The organism is Methylobacterium sp. WL64, assembly GCF_008039945.1.
GTDB lineage: Bacteria > Pseudomonadota > Alphaproteobacteria > Rhizobiales > Beijerinckiaceae > Methylobacterium.
Map to the genome: position 1 here is coordinate 1 of NZ_VRVA01000037.1, position 18,427 is coordinate 18,427.

At 70.2% G+C, this 18,427-nt stretch carries 19 protein-coding genes, 1 tRNA gene and 1 pseudogene; 14 read left to right on the forward strand and 7 right to left on the reverse strand.

Translation table 11 applies throughout. The annotated features are described in order from the left end of the window. Positions 1–840: 3-mercaptopyruvate sulfurtransferase (gene sseA, locus FV242_RS16710; RefSeq protein WP_147939708.1), on the forward strand; the 840-nt coding region annotated here is incomplete at its 5' end. Positions 841–954: 114 nt separating this feature from the next. Here sseA and FV242_RS16715 read toward each other — a convergent pair. The 4 genes from FV242_RS16715 to FV242_RS16730 are packed head-to-tail and all read right to left on the reverse strand — an operon-like array spanning position 955 to position 4,181. Beyond that, positions 955–1,779, reverse strand: coding sequence for an FTR1 family protein (locus tag FV242_RS16715; protein WP_147939709.1), 825 nt, complete (start codon positions 1,777–1,779; stop codon positions 955–957). Positions 1,780–1,809: 30 nt separating this feature from the next. Then, on the reverse strand, positions 1,810–3,228 hold the full coding sequence (locus FV242_RS16720) for a 4Fe-4S binding protein (RefSeq protein ID WP_147939710.1): 1,419 nt from the start codon (positions 3,226–3,228) through the stop codon (positions 1,810–1,812). Positions 3,229–3,238: 10 nt separating this feature from the next. After that, the gene (locus FV242_RS16725; RefSeq protein WP_147939711.1) at positions 3,239–3,583 is read right to left on the reverse strand and encodes a cupredoxin domain-containing protein; all 345 of its coding nucleotides are present in this window, start codon (positions 3,581–3,583) and stop codon (positions 3,239–3,241) included. A gap of 34 nt (positions 3,584–3,617) precedes the next feature. Continuing rightward, complete coding sequence (locus tag FV242_RS16730; RefSeq protein WP_210248937.1) at positions 3,618–4,181, reverse strand: iron transporter; 564 nt, start codon at positions 4,179–4,181, stop codon at positions 3,618–3,620. 350 nt (positions 4,182–4,531) lie between these two features. Here FV242_RS16730 and FV242_RS16735 point away from each other — a divergent pair, with 350 nt between their 5' ends. Next, complete coding sequence (locus FV242_RS16735) at positions 4,532–6,658, forward strand: carbohydrate porin (RefSeq protein ID WP_147939712.1); 2,127 nt, start codon at positions 4,532–4,534, stop codon at positions 6,656–6,658. Between the two features lie 10 nt (positions 6,659–6,668). Here FV242_RS16735 and lipB read toward each other — a convergent pair whose 3' ends face one another. Continuing rightward, positions 6,669–7,388 carry a lipoyl(octanoyl) transferase LipB gene (lipB, locus tag FV242_RS16740; RefSeq protein WP_147939713.1) on the reverse strand — a complete coding sequence of 240 codons (720 nt, stop codon included), beginning with the start codon at positions 7,386–7,388 and terminating at the stop codon, positions 6,669–6,671. A gap of 103 nt (positions 7,389–7,491) precedes the next feature. On the opposite strand from lipB, the gene FV242_RS16745 reads away from it, so the two are divergent. Further along, positions 7,492–7,797 carry a FliM/FliN family flagellar motor switch protein gene (locus tag FV242_RS16745; protein ID WP_147910664.1) on the forward strand — a complete coding sequence of 102 codons (306 nt, stop codon included), beginning with the start codon at positions 7,492–7,494 and terminating at the stop codon, positions 7,795–7,797. A gap of 122 nt (positions 7,798–7,919) precedes the next feature. Continuing rightward, positions 7,920–8,004, forward strand: a tRNA-Leu gene (locus FV242_RS16750). A gap of 128 nt (positions 8,005–8,132) precedes the next feature. On the opposite strand, the pseudogene FV242_RS16755 reads toward FV242_RS16750, so the two are convergent. Then, positions 8,133–8,362: pseudogene (locus FV242_RS16755) on the reverse strand (DUF6429 family protein). 257 nt (positions 8,363–8,619) lie between these two features. On the opposite strand from FV242_RS16755, the gene FV242_RS16760 reads away from it, so the two are divergent. The 6 genes from FV242_RS16760 (at position 8,620) to FV242_RS16780 (ending at position 14,113) form a co-directional block, all read left to right on the forward strand. Next, a complete protein-coding gene (locus tag FV242_RS16760; RefSeq protein ID WP_147939714.1) occupies positions 8,620–10,566 on the forward strand; it encodes an OPT family oligopeptide transporter in 1,947 nt (648 codons plus the stop codon). 370 nt (positions 10,567–10,936) lie between these two features. Next, the gene (locus tag FV242_RS16765) at positions 10,937–12,490 is read left to right on the forward strand and encodes a DEAD/DEAH box helicase (protein WP_147939715.1); all 1,554 of its coding nucleotides are present in this window, start codon (positions 10,937–10,939) and stop codon (positions 12,488–12,490) included. A gap of 191 nt (positions 12,491–12,681) precedes the next feature. Next, positions 12,682–12,867 (forward strand): DUF1508 domain-containing protein, encoded by a 186-nt coding sequence (locus FV242_RS16770; protein WP_147857947.1) that lies wholly within the window; start codon positions 12,682–12,684, stop codon positions 12,865–12,867. Positions 12,868–13,075: 208 nt separating this feature from the next. Next, positions 13,076–13,345 carry a hypothetical protein gene (locus tag FV242_RS16775; protein WP_007566004.1) on the forward strand — a complete coding sequence of 90 codons (270 nt, stop codon included), beginning with the start codon at positions 13,076–13,078 and terminating at the stop codon, positions 13,343–13,345. 149 nt (positions 13,346–13,494) lie between these two features. Continuing rightward, positions 13,495–13,632 carry a hypothetical protein gene (locus FV242_RS34610; protein WP_187193523.1) on the forward strand — a complete coding sequence of 46 codons (138 nt, stop codon included), beginning with the start codon at positions 13,495–13,497 and terminating at the stop codon, positions 13,630–13,632. Positions 13,633–13,660: 28 nt separating this feature from the next. Then, the gene (locus tag FV242_RS16780; RefSeq protein ID WP_187278452.1) at positions 13,661–14,113 is read left to right on the forward strand and encodes an acyl-CoA thioesterase; all 453 of its coding nucleotides are present in this window, start codon (positions 13,661–13,663) and stop codon (positions 14,111–14,113) included. 58 nt (positions 14,114–14,171) lie between these two features. Here FV242_RS16780 and FV242_RS16785 read toward each other — a convergent pair whose 3' ends face one another. Next, the gene (locus tag FV242_RS16785) at positions 14,172–14,705 is read right to left on the reverse strand and encodes a superoxide dismutase family protein (RefSeq protein ID WP_147897397.1); all 534 of its coding nucleotides are present in this window, start codon (positions 14,703–14,705) and stop codon (positions 14,172–14,174) included. Between the two features lie 110 nt (positions 14,706–14,815). Here FV242_RS16785 and FV242_RS16790 point away from each other — a divergent pair, with 110 nt between their 5' ends. The 4 genes from FV242_RS16790 to FV242_RS16805 all read left to right on the forward strand — a co-directional run bounded on the left by FV242_RS16790 (position 14,816) and on the right by FV242_RS16805 (position 18,405). Next, on the forward strand, positions 14,816–15,598 hold the full coding sequence (locus tag FV242_RS16790) for a TlyA family RNA methyltransferase (protein ID WP_246692742.1): 783 nt from the start codon (positions 14,816–14,818) through the stop codon (positions 15,596–15,598). Further along, positions 15,595–16,833, forward strand: coding sequence for a class I SAM-dependent RNA methyltransferase (locus FV242_RS16795; protein ID WP_147939716.1), 1,239 nt, complete (start codon positions 15,595–15,597; stop codon positions 16,831–16,833). Before FV242_RS16790 ends, FV242_RS16795 begins: the two co-directional genes overlap by 4 nt. Before the next feature lie 115 nt (positions 16,834–16,948). After that, the gene (locus tag FV242_RS16800; protein ID WP_147939717.1) at positions 16,949–17,236 is read left to right on the forward strand and encodes a hypothetical protein; all 288 of its coding nucleotides are present in this window, start codon (positions 16,949–16,951) and stop codon (positions 17,234–17,236) included. A 164-nt stretch (positions 17,237–17,400) separates the two neighbouring features. Continuing rightward, positions 17,401–18,405 carry a magnesium transporter CorA family protein gene (locus tag FV242_RS16805; RefSeq protein ID WP_147853632.1) on the forward strand — a complete coding sequence of 335 codons (1,005 nt, stop codon included), beginning with the start codon at positions 17,401–17,403 and terminating at the stop codon, positions 18,403–18,405. Positions 18,406–18,427: the final 22 nt, after the last annotated feature.

The following is an 18,427-nucleotide window of genomic DNA, read 5'->3' on the forward strand; positions in this document are numbered from 1 at the left end:
CACCCGCCCCTCGTCACCCCCGAATGGCTGCACGAGCGCCTCGCGGCGCCCGACATCGTGGTGCTCGACGCCTCGTGGTACCTGCCCGCCGCCGGTCGCGACGCCGCGGCCGAGTATCGGGCCGCGCACATCCCGGGGGCTCTGCGCTTCGACCTCGACGCCATGAGCGACACCGAATCCAGCCTGCCGCACATGCTGCCGCGCTCCGACGTGTTCGCCTCGCGGATGCGGGCGCTGGGCGTCGGCGACGGCATGCAGATCGTCGTCTATGACGGCCAGGGCCTGTTCTCGGCGCCGCGGGTCTGGTGGATGCTCAAGACCTACGGGGTGCGCGACGCGCTGGTGCTGGATGGCGGCCTGCCGGCCTGGATCGCCGCGGGCTACGCCACCGAGGACGGCGACCCGGCCCCGCGCGAGCGGCGCCACTTCACCGCCCGGCTCGACCACGGCGCCGTGGCGGACGCCAACGACGTCGCCCGGGCCCTGGAGACCGGCTCGGCCCAGGTGGTCGACGCCCGCTCGGCCACCCGCTTCCGCGGCGAGGAGCCGGAGCCGCGGCCGGGCGTACGGCCCGGGCACATGCCCGGCGCGCACAACCTGCACTACGCGTCGCTTCAACGGGACGGCCGGCTGAAGAGCCCGGAGGAGTTGGAGAACGTGTTCGCGGAGGCCGGCATCGATCCCGACCGGCCGATCGTGACCACCTGCGGTTCCGGCGTGACCGCGGCGATCATCGCGCTGGCGCTGGAGACCCTGGGCCAGCCCGCCCGTGGCCTCTACGACGGCTCCTGGTCCGAATGGGGCGCCGACACGGCACGCCCGGTCGCGACGGGCGCCTGATCGCGGTTTCGAAAGGTCGGGACCTTTTGCGGGTCCAGGGCGGAGCCCTGGTCCATCATCAGGGCTCTGCCCTGACGACCCGCCAAAGGGCTGAGCCCTTTGGGAACCTGGACCTCAGGCGGTGCGCACCGTCCGGCGCTTGTCGGCGGAACTCCACTGCATCAGCCCGACCATCACCGCGATGGTACCGAGATAGACCAGCCCCTGCAGGGCGGTCGGCCGGTCGGTGTAGCCGACCAGGGCGTGCAGCACCCGGCCCGGCCAGGAATTCTCCGCGATCACCCCGGAGCTGTTCCACAGGGTCTGGCCGAGGACATCCACCACACCGGCATTGGCCAGAAACTGTGCGGCCTGCGAAGCGAGCCCTGCGGCCAGGAAGATGATCAGCACGCTGGTGATCGAGAACACGTAGCGGCTCGGGATCGCGGCGAGGCCGAGATAGGTCACCGCGGAGAGGAGGATCCCGGCGCCGATGCCGGCGAAGGCGCCGAACTGAATGTCCGCGCCCGAGGTGCCCGACGCCACGAGGCCGTAGAGGAACAGCACGAGTTCGGCGCCCTCGCGCAGGATCGCGGCGCCGACGACGATCGAGAGCGCGGCCGCCTCGCGCTCGCCCGAGCGCACCGCAGCGCCGGCCGCCCGCAATTCGCCCGAGAGCTCCTTCCCGTGCTTGCTCATCCAGGTGTTGTGCCAGATCAGCAGCAGCACCGCGACGATCAGCACCGCGGCGTTGAGGATGTCCTGGCCGCTGCCCTCGAAGGCGTCGGAGATCTTTTCCGCGAACAGCGCCACGAGGCCGGCCCCGGCGAGGCCGCCGACGACGCCCAGAAGGACCCAGCGCATCCGCCCGGGGATGCCCCGCGTGGCCGCCAGCACGATCGAGATGATCAGGCCCGCCTCGATGACTTCGCGGAAGGCGATGATGAACGCGCCGATCATGGCGTTCTCCTCAGTTGAACGCGGACCGCGCTACCAGACCCAGAACAGAAGCACCCAGTTGGCGACCGAGAGGGTCACCGCGGAGGCGATGCAGGCCGTGGCCGCGGCCCGCTGAAGGCCACCCGCCCCAAGGCCGGCGACCCGCCAGGCGAGCCACACGCTCCAGAGGCCGGCCCCGATCAGCATGGCGGCCCGGATTTCCGACACGTACGGAATCACGATGCCGTCGCCGCGCAGGAACGTGACGGTCAGCGCCGAGAGGCCCAGGAAGACGCCGCAGCCCGCCACCGGGATCAGCGTCTGCGTCAGGTGATGGAAGCGCCGGAGCGACCATCCACCGAGCGCCACGGTCGCGAGCGCCACGATCCCCGACACCGCAAGCCCGAGAAACACGGTCGCGGCGCCGATGTAGGCCAGGAGCAACCCGCCGTCGAGGAGGGTCATCACGTCGCTGTGGTCGGGGTAGTTCGTCAGGATGAACCACGGCGCGGACATCTCCAGCGGCCATGTCGTCCCGTGCTCGATCAGCCAGGTGGCGGCCAGCTGCTTGGCCTCGACGAACCACGGGCTCGACGACCATTGGAACGCGCCCACCGCGAGGGCCAGCATGCCGAACAGGATCAGCACGGTCTGTTCCAGGCTCGGCTCGCTCCCGGCGACGTGGACGATCTCGTGGTTGGGCGAACGCAGGGCCAAGTGCACCGCGCCGCGATGGCCGCTGCAGCGGCCGCACATGTGGCAGGAGCCCGCGCCGCGCATGACCTTGACCGGAACCAGCGGGGCGCAGTTGAACGTCTCGGCGCCCTGTGCGGGCTTGGGCGAGGCGGCCCAGGCGGCGCGGTCGACCTGGAAGCTCACCGGCGCCAGCTTCGAGAGCACGGCGAAGACGCCGTTGACCGGGCAGAGGTAGCGGCACCAGACCCGCTTGTTGCGGCCGTAGAGCAGGCCCACGATGATCGCCGCGACGGTCGAGCCGCCGAGCACGGCCAGCACCGGCTTCGGATAGCCGTAGACGCTGGTCATCTGCCCGTAGACCGTGGTGCCGGCGAACGCCAGGAACGGCCAGCCCTGCCACGTGATCCAGCGCGGCACGGCGTAGCCCCGGCTCCAGCGGCTGGCGAACTCGCTCAGGGCGCCCTCGGGGCAGAGCACGCCGCACCAGGCCCGGCCGACCAGCACCATGCTCAGGAGCACGAACGGCCACCAGATGCCCCAGAATGCGAACTGCGCGGCCAGCGTCAGGTTGGTCCAGATATGCGCGGTGTTGTCGGGCAGCGGCAGCAGCGCGGGCACGATCACCAGCACCCCGTAGACGCCGACGATCACCCACTGCACGGCCCGGATCATCCAACCGTGCTGCCGCAGCCAGTCGCCGAAGCGGGCGAGCCGCTCGTCGAGCAGGTCCCGGCGCGAGGGCGCCTCCGCGAGGAGGGTCGGGGCAGTCACCATCGGGACCCGCTCACTTGGCCACCAGGGTGGCCTTCGCCTCGGGATGGAAGTCGTCGAACACCTGGTAGGTGCCGGGATCGAGGGTGCGGAACACGATCGACGAGGTCGAGCCGGCGGCCAGAGCCTTCTCGCGCTTGAGCTCCGTGCTCTCGAACTCCACCGGCGACTGCCCGGTATTCGAGATCTCCAGCTTGAACCGGGTGTTGGCCGGAACCTCGATGGTCGCCGGCAGGATCACGCCGTCGCGCATCTCCACCTTGATGACCGGCATGTCCTCGGCGCGCACGGGGAGATCCGCGCAGGAGACGGCGAGGAACGCGGCGGCGAAGCGGACGGGGCGCGACGAGCGTGACACGGATATCCTTACGGTTCAGGAGGCGCCCGCCTTGTCAGTAGGCGCCCTTCTTGCCGACGCCGGCGAAGGTGAAGTCCTGGGTCACGTCGAAGGGCTCGAACCAGGGGCCGACCCCGGTCTCCTTGTCGACGTGGCGGCCGAAGTGACTGTCCTTGCCGGGGGGGGCCACCGTGACCGTCAGGCGGTAGCGGCCGGGACCGAACAGCTTGACGTTGTCGCCGTAATGCGGGCCGTCGTTGGCGACCATCGGCATCAGCTGGCCCGCGACCTTCTGGTCCGTGGGCTTGTCGCCGTCGAGCTTCACCGCCTCGAACCGGACGTCGAGGGCCGGCACCCAATCGCCCTCCGCGAAACCGTTCCGGTTGTCCTTGGCGGCGCGGATGTCGGTCTCGAGATGCAGGTCCGACTGCGCGGCTTGGCGCATCATGCCGGGCGGGTCCATCTCGATCGGCTGCAGGTAGACGGCCGCGACCTCGAGGCCGTTCTTGGTCACGTGCGGACCGATCGGCACCTCCTTGGCCGCGGCGGCCCCCGCCGTCGCCAGGAGGGCACCCGCAGCCAGGCCGCGGAGAATCGGGAAGAGAGTCGGAGCGCGCATGCCGATGCACATAACGCTCCCACGAGGCATTTCAAAGAGGCAAACCGGCACAGATCAAATGATAACAATTCTAATCTGACGCCATTACAGCTCTGACGAGTGATAGTTCTTGGTCTTTACCTGTAGACGTATCAAGTTTCTGCGCGTGGAGCGAAGTTATTCCGCCGGCTGTGTCCGCGCGTATCTTGACCGCCGGAGAGATGTGGAGATCGTCACGGCACTGCCATGCACGGCATCGACAATACGACGCGGGACGAGAAACGATGTGGCCTGTGGTCGAGGCGACCCGAAACGGCTTGCATGTCCGCGAACCTCATTATAGCAAGTGCTATATCTTGTCTGCGAGTCCGATGTCGCCCCGTCCCGCGCCCCTCCTCCGTGCCGCCGCCCTCGTCTTGGCCGCGCCCCTGATCGCGTCCGTTCCGGCGGCCGCGGCCGACCTCGCCGGGCGCCGCCCGGCGCCCGACCTGCCCGCCTATACCGACTGGTCGGGGGGCTATATCGGCCTCCAGGGCAGCGCGGGCGGGTCCTACGGAGCCTATAATTTCGGGCCGACTGCGATCGGGAACCGCGCTGTCCCGGCGTTCAAGAGCGGCGATTCCACCGGCCGCAGCGACCAGGGCCGCAACGCCACCACGGCGGTCGGGGGCCTGTTCGGCGGCTGGAACTGGCAGGCCGGCCCCTGGGTCTACGGAGCCGAGGCGACCCTCGACGTGGCGAACCTGAAGCGGCCAGTGCCCTCGACCATCACGGGCTTCGGGTACGAGGACGCCGACCAGCCCTTCAACATCGTGCGCGCCAAGACCGACCTGTACGGCACCCTCCGGGCCCGGATCGGCTACAGCTTCGACCGGTACCTCATCTACGGGTCGTTCGGGCTCGCCGGCGCCAACGCGCGGTTCCTGGCGAACTACCCGGATCTCGACGCGGGCGGCCAGAACACGGCGCGTCGCGAACGCGGCTATCTCGGCTTCACCCTGGGCGCGGGCATCCAGTACGCGATCAGCGATTCGCTCGCCCTGGGGATCGACTACCGCTACATCGACCTCGGCGGCAGCCGGCGCTTCTCGCTGGGCAGCGTACCGGGGGATGACGGCGGTCCGGTCACGTCCCGGGCGCGCTTCACCTCGAACCAGCTGTTCGCGCGGCTGATGTGGTTCCCGGGCGGCCTGAAGGCTCCGCCCGATCCGGACGAGACCGCACCGCACGATCCCGACAACGGCGAGACCGGGCGCTTCTCGCTGCACGGGCAGACGACGCTGATCGCCCAGGGGGTGCCGGGCTTCCGCTCGCCCTACGAGGGTGCGCAGAGCCTGATCCCGCACCAGGCCCGGCAGACCACCACGGCCACCATCTTCCTCGGGCTCAAGCTCACCGACAGCACCGAGCTCTACTACAACCCCGAGTTCAGCCAGGGCTTCGGCCTGTCGCGGACGCTGGGCGTCGCGGGCTTCGTCAACGGAGAGGCGCAGAAGGCCGGCGCCCCGTTCCCGAAGCTGCGCTCGAACCGCTATTACGTGAAGCAGACGATCGGCCTCGGCGGCGAGACCGTGGAGGTGCCGGACGGGCCGAACCAGGTCGCCACCCGGTACGATGCGGAGCGGATCACCCTGATCGCCGGCAAGTTCGCCCTGGGCGACTTCTTCGACGGCAACGTCTACGCCCACGACCCGCGGGTCGACTTCTTCAACTGGTCGCTGTGGGGGGCTTCGGCCTGGGACTTCCCGGCCAACCTCCCGGGTTTCACGCAAGGGGTCTACGCCGAATACAACCGGCCGGAGTTCGCGATCCGCGCCGCCTACACGCAGGTGCCCAAGGAGCCGTCGAGCGACGTGCTCGATCCGCGGGTGTTCCGGCGCGCCGGCCTGAACGCCGAGTTCGAGGAGCGCCACGTGCTCCCGTGGCTCGAGCAGCCCGGCAAGATCCGCATCGGCCTGTTCTCGAATGTCGGGGTCTCGGCCAACAACCGCGAGCTCGTCACCCTCACGCAACTCGGCCTGTTCGACAACGGCAGCGATGCCGCCCTCGCGACCCGCAAGCCGCGCCGGAAGACCGGCGGCTACATCAACCTCGAGCAGGCGCTGACGCCCGAACTCGGCCTGTTCGCCCGGGCCAGCCTGAACGACGGGCGCACGGAGAACATCTCCTTCACCGACATCGACCAGAGCTTCTCCGGCGGCCTGTCGCTGAAGGGCAAGGCCTGGGACCGGCCGGACGACACGGTCGCCATCGGCACGGCGATGAACCGGCTCTCGCCCTCGCACCGCGCCGCCTTCGCGGCCGGCTATTACGGCCTGCTGGTCGGGGACGGGCGGCTCAACTACGGCAGCGAGCGGGCGCTGGAGACCTACTACGCCCTTAACCTGACCAAGTTCGTGACCCTGACCTTCGACTACCAGTTCGTGAACAACCCCGGCTACAACCGCGACCGCGGGCCGGCGCACTTCTTCGCGTCGCGATTGCACGCGGATTTCTGATCGCCGGTAGCTACTCCGCCGCCTCGCTCACCGTGGCCCCAAAAATCTCTTCGAACGCGGCGCGCAGCTGCATGTCCACCTCCGCCAGGCTCACGGGCAGGCCGAGATCTACCAGGCTCGTCACCCCGTGCTCGCGCACGCCGCACGGCACGATGCCGGCAAAGTGCGACAGGTCCGGCTCGACGTTCAGGCTGATCCCGTGGAAGCTGACCCAGCGGCGCACCCGGATGCCGATGGCCGCGATCTTGTCCTCCACCCCCGGCCCCTTCTCGGGGCGGCGCACCCAGACGCCGACCCGGTCCTCCCGGCGCTCGGCCCGGACGTTGAAGGCCGCCAGCGTCTCGATCAGCCAGCCCTCTAGGCTCGCCACGTAGGCGCGCAGGTCCCGGCTCCGGCGGTCGAGGTCCAGCATCACGTAGGCGACCCGCTGGCCCGGGCCGTGATAGGTGTACTGGCCGCCCCGGCCCGTGACGTGGACCGGGAACCGATCGGGCGCCACGAGGTCCTCGGACCGCGCCGAGGTGCCCGCCGTGTAAAGCGGCGGGTGCTCGAGCAGCCAGACGCATTCGGGCGCCGCGCCCCGGGCGATCCGCTCGACGCGCGCCTCCATCCAGGCCACCGCGTCCGCGTAGCCCACGGGCGCGTCGCTCACGCGCCAGCCCACCGGATCCGAGCCGGGCCGCGTCGGGAAGGCATGGGGCGAGACCGTGAGACGGGGCGCGTTTACCAAGAGTTCACCATCCTGCGTCGATGGTCGAAGCCTTCAACATCCGCGGCCGGCGGTTGCAAGCTTTGGGTGCACTAGGTCGGCGGCGAGACGGGATGGGCGAGCGGTGGCGGTCTTCGAGACCCTGAAGGTCGATCTGACGGTGGTGCTGGGCCGGGCCCGGATGCCGCTGCACATGCTCCTGCGCATGGGCCGCGGCGCGGTGATCGAGCTGGAATCCAGCGACAGCGACATGGTCGAGATCCTGGCCAACGACCACCCGATCGCCCGCGGCCAGATCGTGGTCACCGGCGACCGCATCTCCGTCGAGGTGACCGAGCTGATCCGCAAGGCGGCGGCGATCATCGAGCCCGGCACCACGATCGGCGACAGCGCGACGCCGTTCCTGGACGACAACTACGCGTCCGTTTGAGCGCGGCGCTTGTCGGCGGCGGATCGATCTGTTATCCGCTGCGCCGCCCGACATGACGGCGACCCGAGGGTTTCCCCGGAGGTCGCATCGGTCGGGCGAACGGGCGGATCTTCGCGTCCGATGCGGCCATGGCGGAATTGGTAGACGCGCTAGCTTGAGGTGCTAGTCCCGCGAGGGGTGGAGGTTCGAGTCCTCTTGGCCGCACCACACGTTTGTTGTGGTGTTTTTTCTGCGATCGCTCGGCGTTCCGTCGGGTTCACGGCTTCAGCCGTTGATTGTGTCGGACCTTCGTTTTGCAGCCAGCAGCCCTGCGCTCGGCCGCAGAGGCGAACCGTTCAATCGTTGCGGGTGAACAGCGCTTCGGATCGGCGCAGGCCTTCCCCAGTCAGCACCACGCCAGCACCACGGACTTGGCCCGGCCGACCGGATCGGCGCTCGGCCCCTTCGCGTGCAGGCGGCCGAGCGACTCACAGTCGAACCCTTTCCAGGCCCGGCATCCGTGGTGGAACGTCAACCACAGACGGGCGGACACCGCCTCGGCAAGGCGCTCGTCATCGCCCGGCAGTCTCGACGCTCCCACACCGCTCCGACCACGCCCACGGTGCGGGGTGTTCGCGCGAGGCTAGATGTTCGATCGCATGAAATATCGATCGTCCAATATCGGAACCATAATTTCTGTCTTCCGGCGTATTTTTTGATGTTGCTGATATAAATAATCACATCGATATTGAATAAATACTTACACGGACACGGGAAGGACGGTTGCATCTCTCAGCCGCCTACCGATAAAATCGGGACCTTGGCTTCCGGAACCCGATTCGCATGTCCAGCGGCGCTCAACCGGCCGAACTGACCTGGCGCGGCCTCCTGCTCGGCGGCGCGCTGACGCTGCTGTTCACCGCCGCCAACGTCTATCTCGGCCTCAAAATCGGGCTCACCTTCGCCACATCGATCCCGGCCGCGGTCATCTCCATGGCGGTGCTGCGGCACCTGCCCGGCGCGACGATGCTGGAGAACAACATCGTCCAGACTGTCGCCTCGGCGGCCGGCACGCTCTCGTGCATCATCTTCGTGCTGCCGGGCCTGGTGATGATCAGCTGGTGGCACGGGTTCCCGTGGCTCACCACTGCGGGGATCACCGCCACGGGCGGGATCCTGGGCGTGATGCTGTCCGTGCCGCTGCGCCGCGCCCTCGTGGTCGATTTGGACCTCCCCTACCCCGAGGGGCGGGCCGCCGCGGAGGTGCTGGCGCTCGGCACCCAGGGCGCCGCCGGGCAGGCGGACAGCGCGCTGGGCCTGCGCATCCTGGTCTGGAACAGCCTGGCCTCGGCCGGCTTCGCGGCGCTGGCGCAGACCCGGCTGGTGCTCGACAGCGCCGCGCTCTGGTTCCGCGTCGGCGCGGGCGCGACCGGGATCGCCGGCAACCTGTCCCTCGCGCTGCTGGGCGTCGGCCATTTGGTCGGCCTGTCGGTGGGAGCCGCGATGGCGCTCGGGCTGGCGATCGGCTGGGCCGTGCTGGTCCCGATCCTGACCGCGCAGCAGCCGATGCCGGACGTCAGTGTCGAGGCCTGGGTCGGCGCGGCGTTCCGGCAGGAGGTGCGGTTCTTCGGCGCCGGCGTGATGGGCGTGGCCGCGCTCTGGACGCTGATCCGGATCGCGCGCCCGGTGCTGGGCGGCATCCGCTCGGCCTTCGCGACCGGGCGGGCGCGCCACGCCGGCGCGACGCTGGCGCTCGAGGAGCGCGATCTGCCGATCGCGGTCGTCCTCGTGGTCTCGGCGAGCCTTCTGCTGCCGATCGGCTGGCTGCTGTGGGACGTCCTCGCCGGCACGAGCCTGGAGCGCTATGGCGTCCTGCTAGTCGCGGGCGGCCTGCTGTTCGTCCTGGTGATCGGGCTCGTGGTGGCCGCCGTGACCGGCTACATGGCCGGGCTGATCGGCTCGTCCAACTCGCCCCTCTCGGGGATCGGCATCCTGGCCGCGCTGGCGAGCTCGGCGATGCTGCTGGGGCTGCTCGGCCGCGACGGGGATGCGCAGAGCGGCGGGGCGCTCGTCGCCTACGTGCTGACCGTCACCGGCATCGTGTTCAGCATCTGCGCCATCGCGAACGACAACCTGCAGGATCTCAAGACCGGCCAATTGGTCGGGGCGACGCCGTGGAAGCAGCAGGCGGCGCTGGTCGTCGGGGTGGTGTTCGGGTCGGCGATCATCCCGCCGGTACTCAACGTGCTGGCGACGAGCTTCGGCTTCGTCGGGACGCCCGGGGCCGGGCCGAACGCGCTGGCCGCGCCGCAGGCCGGCCTGATCTCGACCCTGGCCAAGGGCGTGCTCTCGGGCGAGGGCAACTGGCGCATGCTGGGCTGGGGCGCGGCCGCCGGCCTGGGGCTGGTCGCGCTGGACGAGACCCTCGGCCGGCTGAAGCGTCTCCGCCTGCCCCCGCTGGCCACCGCCTTCGGGATCTACCTGCCCATGACGCTGGTCGTGCCCCTGGTGGCCGGCGCGGTGATCGGCACGGTCTACGAGCGCTGGGCGCGCCGCCGGGCCGATCCGGAGCGGGCGGTCCGACTGGGCATCCTGACGGCGACTGGCCTGATCGTCGGCGAGAGCCTGTGGGGCGTCGCCTTCGCGCTGATCGTCTACATCGCGGGCAACGATGCCGTCCTGGCGCTGGCGGGCGATGGGTTCGCGGGCCCCGCGCTGATCGGCGGCCTGGTGCTGTTCGCGGGTCTGACGGCGGGCCTCTACCATCAGACGCGGCGCAAAGCGGCCTGAGCCTGCCCGGCATTGCGGGATCCGGCAGCGATCGCGCGAGCGATCCACCTCGGACAGGCCTAGCGGCGGCGCCGAGCCGTGCACCCAGGCGATCGGTGCCATGTCATCCCGCGCCAAGCGATGCATTGACTTCGCAGGCGCACACCCGCATATCGGCGATGCAGCGTCAGCGGCCGTCATGGCCCGCTTGAGGGGGCTGCGTGACGGATCGGGCGCCTTCCGGCGTGATCCGGCCCCCCTCTTCATAACGTGCATGCACCCGGGCCGCCCCATCACGCGGGCTGCCCCCTGCCAACGGACCGACCAGATTTCTGCGCTGCTCGCACCGAACGCGAAGCGCCCGGCCGGCCCTGCTGCATCGGATATTTCTTTGACCCAATTCACCGATTTCGGCCTTGCCCAGCCCGTGCTGCGGGCGCTCGGCGAGGCTGGCTACGTCACGCCGACCCCGATCCAGGCCCAGGCGATCCCGCCGGCCATGGAGGGCCGCGACCTCTGCGGCATCGCCCAGACCGGCACCGGCAAGACCGCGGCCTTCGCGCTGCCGATCCTGCACCGCCTCTCGCTCTCGGACCGCCGGGCCCCGCGCCGCGGCTGCCGGGTGCTGGTGCTCTCGCCGACCCGCGAGCTCGCCAACCAGATCGCCGAGTCCTTCTCGGATTACGGGCGCCACCTGTCCTACACCACCACGGTGGTGTTCGGCGGCGTCACCATCAGCCGCCAGGAGCGGGCGCTGGCTCCGGGCGTCGACATCCTGGTCGCCACCCCGGGCCGCCTGATCGACCTGATCGAGCGCCGCTCCCTGACCCTCGAGGGCGTCGAGATCCTGGTCCTCGACGAGGCCGACCAGATGCTCGACCTCGGCTTCATCCACGCCCTCAAGCGCATCGTGAAGCTGCTGCCGGCCCAGCGCCAGAGCCTGTTCTTCTCGGCGACCATGCCGAAGAACATCGCCGGGCTCGCCAGCCAATACCTGAAGGATCCGGTGCAGGTCGCCGTGACCCCGGTCGCCACCACGGCCGAGCGCGTCGAGCAGACGGTCATCTTCGCCCACACCGGCGCGAAGCAGGCGCTGCTCGCCCACATCCTGCGGGATTCGGCCATCGACCGCGTCCTGGTCTTCACCCGCACCAAGCATGGCGCGGATCGGGTCGTGCGCGGCCTCGACAAGGCCGGCATCGCCGGCGCCGCGATCCACGGCAACAAGAGCCAGCCGCAGCGCGAGCGGGCGCTCCAGGCCTTCCGGGACGGCGATTGCCGGGTTCTGGTGGCCACCGACATCGCGGCCCGCGGCATCGATGTCGACGGCGTCAGCCACGTAATCAACTTCGATCTGCCGAACGTGCCGGAGAGCTACGTCCACCGCATCGGCCGCACCGCGCGCGCCGGGGCGACCGGTCTGGCGATCTCGTTCTGCAACGACGAGGAGCGGGCCTACCTGCGCGACATCGAGCGGCTGACCCGCCAGAGCGTGCCGGTCGCCGGCTTCCCCGAGGGCTTCTCGCCGCCGTCCCGTCAGGAAGCGGCCGAGATCGCCCGCGAGGAGGAGCGTCGGCCCGAGCGCCAGCAGCAGCGTCCGGCCGGTGGCCGTCCGGGTCAGCGGTCCCGTCCGCAGCAGGGCCGTCCCCAGCAGGGCCGTCCGGAAGGCGGCCGCGGCTTCGGCGGCGGCGGCCAGGGTCAGGGTGCGCCGCGCCAGGGCCGTCCGGAAGGCGGCCGCGGCGACGGTCGCGGTCCCGCCCCGCAGGGACGCGAGGCCCGTTCGGACCGGCCCGCCCGTCCGCAGGGCGAGCGCCCGGCCCAGCAGCAGGCGCGCCCGGCGCGGGACAGCCGGCCCCAGCGGGCCGATGCCCGCCCGCGCAGCGCCGGCAGCGGCAACGGCGAAGGCCGCACCATCGGCTGGCTGGAGCGGTCGCCCCGCTCCTGACGACAGGGTTCCACGCCGGAACCACTGAGAGATCCGCAGGGCTCTGCCCTGCTCCCGCGAAAGGTCTCGACCTTTTGAGACCGGGATTCGTCTAGACCGGTACGGACGCCGCCTCGGGGAACCTCCCGGGGCGGCTTCTTTTTTGCGCGGGGCGTCCCATCTCACCGACACGTCGGACGAGAGGCTGCACCATGCGGTTCGAACTCTATCGGGATGCCAAGGGCGAGTGGCGCTGGCGCCTGCGCGCGCGCAACGGCGAGGTGATCGCGGATTCCGGAGAGGGCTACCTTCGCCGCGAGGATTGCGAGCACGGCATCGCCCTCGTCCGCCAGAGCACAGAGGCCCGCATCGAGGACATGACCACCAAGATCGCCTGATCGCGGGGTCGGCGCGGCACGCTGCGTCCCGGCGCAGCGGGCCGCCTACGGGGCCGGGATAAAAATAAACCCTGTCCGAATCTCCGTAGCGGTTACGCTGCAACGCTTCCCATCGCCCGTGCGTTGCAGCGTTTCGGACCGCCGACCGGGCTCTCGTCCCGCGTGCGGTTCGTCGTCGAAGACGCAATCACGCGAAGGGAGTCGAGACGTGCTGAGGAAATTCCTGCTCGCGGCCCTGCTGGTGCTGGGCTTTGCGGCCGCGGCGCCGCAGGGCGCATCGGCCGCGCCGGTCGGTCCGGGCATCGCCCTGCCCGCCGACGCCGCGCCGGCCGTAGCCCAGAAGGCCCAGTACTACTACCGCCGTCGGTTCTATGGCCCGCGCCCGTTCTACCGCCGTCCGTACTACCGCCGCCGGTTCTATTACGGCCCGCGCCCGTTCTACCGTCGCCCCTATTACCGTCGCCGGTTCTTCTACTGAGCGGTCCACGACGCTGACAGGCCCGGCGGCTCCCACGAGCCGCCGGGCTTTTCCATGCGCTGATTCGAGATGCGTAGCCGGTCTCCATGCCGTATAATGCAGGAACGGGACGCGCCGGCGACAGATCGGCCTGCCCGGGAGGAAACCCGATGAACGATATCGCGCAGCGCGCCGAGCCCACGGCCGCGACGCCGGACCTCTGGCAATCGATCCCGTTCGAATGCATCCTGGGCGCAGCCGCCATCTTGCTGGCGGCCGGGCTCAAGCTCGCCGGCATCCTTTCCTGACGGCGCGCGAGACAGGCGGATGGACGGCATGCAGCACGTCGCACGCGCGAACCTCGAGGGTGAGCAGGCGCCGCCCCCCGACGCGGACCTGCCGCGGGGGGACCTGACGGTCCGGACCATCGCGATGCCGGCCGACACCAACGCCAACGGCGACATCTTCGGCGGCTGGGTGCTGACCCAGATGGATCAGGCGGGCGGCATCGCCGGCGTGGACCGGGCCCAGGGCCGGGTCGTCACCGTGGCCCTCGACGCGATGACCTTCATCCGCCCGGTCCGGGTCGGCGACGTGCTGTGCGTCTACACCCGGGTCTCGCATGTCGGCCGCACCTCGATGAAGATCGAGGTCGAGGCCTGGGCGCGCCGGTTCTGCACCCAGGTCCGCGAGCGGGTGACGCAGGCCACCCTCACCTTCGTGGCGATCGACGAGGCCGGGCGCCCGCGCCCGATCCCGCCCCTGGTGCCCTCGCCGAACGCCGCCTGACCGGCGCTCGCGCATCGCCGCGTCCCGAAAGCCGAAATCCGCCGTTCTGGACGAGGCCCTACTTGATCACCGCGCAGGCGACCCGGTCGCCGGCGCCGCCGATCGGCTGGGTCGTGTGGTCGTCCTCGTTGGCGTGGATGATCAGCGCCGAGCCGTCGCCGTCCTTGAGGCCGCCCTCGCCGGTGAGCGGCGTCTCGCTGGTCACCTCGGCATTCCCCGAGCCGTCCTGCGCCACGTAGAGGTTCGGCAGGTCGCCCTCGTCGGGTCCATCCGGATTGAGCAGGCCGTGCTTGCTCTGGTCGTGGTTCACGTGGGCCTTCGAATTCAGGAATTTCGGATCCGAGCAATCGCCGACCGCGTGGAAATGCATGCCGTGCCAGCCGGGCGGCAATCCGCCGGGCTGGATGGCGACGCGCAACACGAGGCTGTTGGCGCCGTCGCGGATCGCGATCGTGCCGATCGGGTCGCCCTTGGCGTTCTTGACCGGCGCCTGGAACGTCTCGGTCGGCTTGGGGGCTGCCGGCTCCTGGGCGAAGGCGCCGCTCGCCGCGAAGGGTCCCAGCAGCGCGAGCAGCGGCAGGATGCGTGTCATACGGTAGCTCTCCTCTCCAGCCCGGTCTAGGTAGGGGGCACGCCGCCCCTTCGACAGGGCCGGCCCCCGAAACCTTTGCCGTAGCCCTGACGCGAGCCTGTAAAGCCCTGATGACCGGAGAACGGCCCATACCGGCAGGCGGAGCGCCCGCGCACCGCGCGCCTGCGCCAAAGCGGGCCGACCTGTTCCTGGTGGAGCACGGCCATTTCGAGAGCCGCGCGCGGGCGCAGGCCGCGATCCGGGCCGGGCTGGTGCGGGTGGACGGCCGGCCGCTGGCACGGCCCTCGGAGGCGATCCCCCCGGGGGCGCGGATCGAGGCCGCCCCCGAGCACCCTTACGCTTCCCGGGGCGGGCTGAAGCTCGCGGCGGCGCTGGACGCGTTCCGGCTGGATCCCGCGGGCCTCGTCTGCCTCGACGTCGGCGCCTCGACCGGCGGCTTCACGGACGTGCTGCTCGCCCGTGGCGCCGCCCATGTCCACGCGGTCGATGTCGGCCGCGGGCAGCTGCATCCGCGGCTGGCCGCGGATTCCCGCGTCACCAGCCTGGAGGGAACCGATATCCGCGCCCTCGATCCGGCGCGGCTCGTGCCGCGGCCCGCAATGGCGAGCGTCGACGTGAGCTTCATCGGCCTGCGGCTGGTGCTGCCGGCCCTGCCGGCGCTGCTCGCTCCCGGCGCCGCGATCGTCGCGCTGGTCAAGCCGCAATTCGAGGCCGGGCGCGAGCGCGTGGGGCGCGGCGGCCTCGTGCGCGATCCGGCCGTCCACGCGGAGGTCTGCGATGCCGTCCGCTTCGTGCTGGAGGGGCTCGGCGCGACGATTCTGGGCCTGATCGATTCGCCCGTGCCGGGTGGCGACGGCAATTCCGAATTTTTGATCGGCGCAAACCTGTCATGAGCGAAACGGTCACGATCCGGGAGCTCGGTGCCCGTGGCGACGGCATCGCGGAGGACGGGATCCTCGTCCCCTACACGCTGCCCGGCGAGCGGGTGACGATCCGCCGGGAGGGAAAGCGAGCCGAGCTGGTCGGCATCGTGCAGCCCTCCCCCGACCGGGTCGAGCCGTTCTGCCCCTATTACATGCGCTGCGGCGGCTGCCGGACGCAGCATCTCGCGCCCGCCGCGGAGCTGTCCTGGAAGCGCGGCCTCGTCGCGCAGGCCCTGTCGCAGGCCCGTCTCGGCGTCGAGCCGGGGGCCGCGATCGACGCGCACGGGGCCGGGCGCCGCCGCATCACGTTGCACGTTCGGGAGATCGACGGACAGGGCGAGGCCGGCCTGATGGCGGCGCGCAGCCACGCGCTCGTGCCGATCGACCATTGTCCGATCACGGTGCCGGCCCTGCATCCGGCCCCCGCGGTGGCGCGCCGGCTCGCCGGGCCGCTGGGCCACGGCCGTAAGCCCCTGGACGTCGCCGTGACCGCCACCGACCAGGGCCTCGACATCGACCTGCGTGGACACGGCCCGGTGACCGGCGGTGTTGCCTCCGCGCTGGTTCGGATCGCGGGCGAGCTGGGCTTGGCCCGGCTGTCGCTCCACGGCGAGCGCCTGATGGAGGCCGAGCCGGTCTCGGTCACGGATGCCGAAAGCCGCCTTTATCCGGCGCCCGGGGGCTTCCTGCAGGCGACTGCGGCCGGGCAGGCCATCCTCACCGCGCTGAGCGTGGCGGCCTTGGGGCGCCGTCCGCGGCGGGTCGCCGACCTGTTCTCGGGCTGCGGACCCCTCGCCCTGGCGATGGCGCGGACAGCCGCGGTCCACGCCGTCGAGGCGGATGCGGCGGCGCTCGGCGGGCTCGACCGGTCGGCCCGGGCCGCGACGGGCCTGCGCCAGATCACCACCGAGCGCCGGGACCTGTTCCGCCGGCCGCTGCTGCCCACGGAACTCGACGGGTTCGACGCGGTCGTGTTCGACCCGCCCCGGGCCGGCGCCGAGGCCCAGGCCCGGCAGATCGCCGCCTCGCGGGTGCCGGTGGCGATCGGCGTGTCCTGCGATACCGGCACCTTCGCGAGGGACGCGGCGACGCTCACGGCCGGCGGGTTCCAGCTCGAATCGGTGACGCCGGTCGACCAGTTCCGGCATTCGGACCATGTCGAGATGGTCGGCGTGTTCCGGCGCGAGGCCCCGCGCCGTCGCTGAGGCGAGCAAGATCGAGAGGCTCACAAGATCGAGAAGCTTGCGGCGGGAAGGATTGCGGATTGCAGGCTTGCAACTTGCTGTAGATTCTGACCTTCTCACGATGACTGGAGGTGTCATGACCACAGCCTCGATCCGCCTGTTCGCCCTCGTCGTGCTGAGCCTCCCCGCGCTGAGCCTCGCCTTGCCGGCCACGCTGGCGGCTCAGCCGCGCGCCGCCGATGAGACCGGCATCGGCGGAGGGCCGCAATCGACGATCACGGCGCCGAACACCAACAGCCTCGGCGTGACGATGCCGCCCGGTACGTCGCTGGGCGCGGGCGAGATTCCGTCGCGGCGGGAGCAGCGGCGCGAGCGCGCCCTGACCGACAAGATCGAGGACAGCGTCTGCGAAGGCTGCAACTGAACGTCGGGCCTGACGGCACCGCTTCGTCGATGCGGGCCGCGATGTCACGGAAGCGTCAGAAAACAACGCCACACCCACGGCACAGCTTGCGCTTGGAGCCGCCGTGCCGGATGCGGATCGGACCCGGCGCCGCCCAGTGACCGTTTTGCACCCGAGACACCGTCGTGATTTTCATCCACCAGCCCTCAACCGGCGCCGGATCCTCGCTGCTTGAGCGCCGAATCGTCGATCTCCAGGACACGATCCCCGAGGACACCGTCTGGCTCGACCTGATTCGCCCGAGCCGCGAGGAGGAACTCAAGGTCGAGGCCTTCGCCGGCATCGAGGTGCCGACCCGCGAGGAGATGAAGGACATCGAGCCCTCGGAGCTGCTCTACGTCGAGGAGGGTGCCCGCTACATGACCGGGCGGGTGCTCTCGAAGGTCAGCGATGCCGAGGAGCCCGGGCTGGCCGGCATCACCTTCATCCTGCGCGGCAGCCGCCTCGTGACCGTGCGCCACGAGGAACCCCAGGCCTTCCGGATGTACACCCAGCGGGCCGGCCGCACGACCGGCAACGGCAGCGCCTCCGCGGTCTCCGGCGAGGCCATCCTGGCCGGGCTGATCGAGGCGGTGATCGACCGGGCCGCGGACGTGCTCCAGCTCCAGGGCGAGCGGATCGATCGGCTGTCGGGCAAGATCTTCGAAGTGCAGGACGACCCGTCCGCCCGCAACACTGCCCTTCAGGATACCCTGCGGGCGCTCGGACGCCATGGTGACCTGATCTCGAAGCAGCGCGAGAGCCTGGTCTCGATGGAGCGGATCCTGCTTTCGCTGTCGGCGACCTATCGGACCAACAAGGCACCCCGCGACCTTCGGGAGGATGTCCGCTCGACCCTGCGCGATCTTCAATCGCTGGAAGAGCACGCCACCTTCCTGTCCACGAAAATTCAATTCCTGCTTGATGCGACGCTCGGCCTAGTCAACCTCGAGCAGAATAACATCATCAAGCTGTTCTCGGTCATGGCCGTCGTATTCATGCCGCCGACGCTGATCGCCTCGATCTACGGCATGAACTTCAAGTCCATGCCGGAACTGGAACTGCCGTTCGGCTACCCCATGGCCGTGGTGATGATGTTCGTTGCCGCGATCCTGCCCTACGTTTTCTTTCGCTGGAAGAAGTGGCTTTAGTCGCGAATAGTTTCCGGCCGCA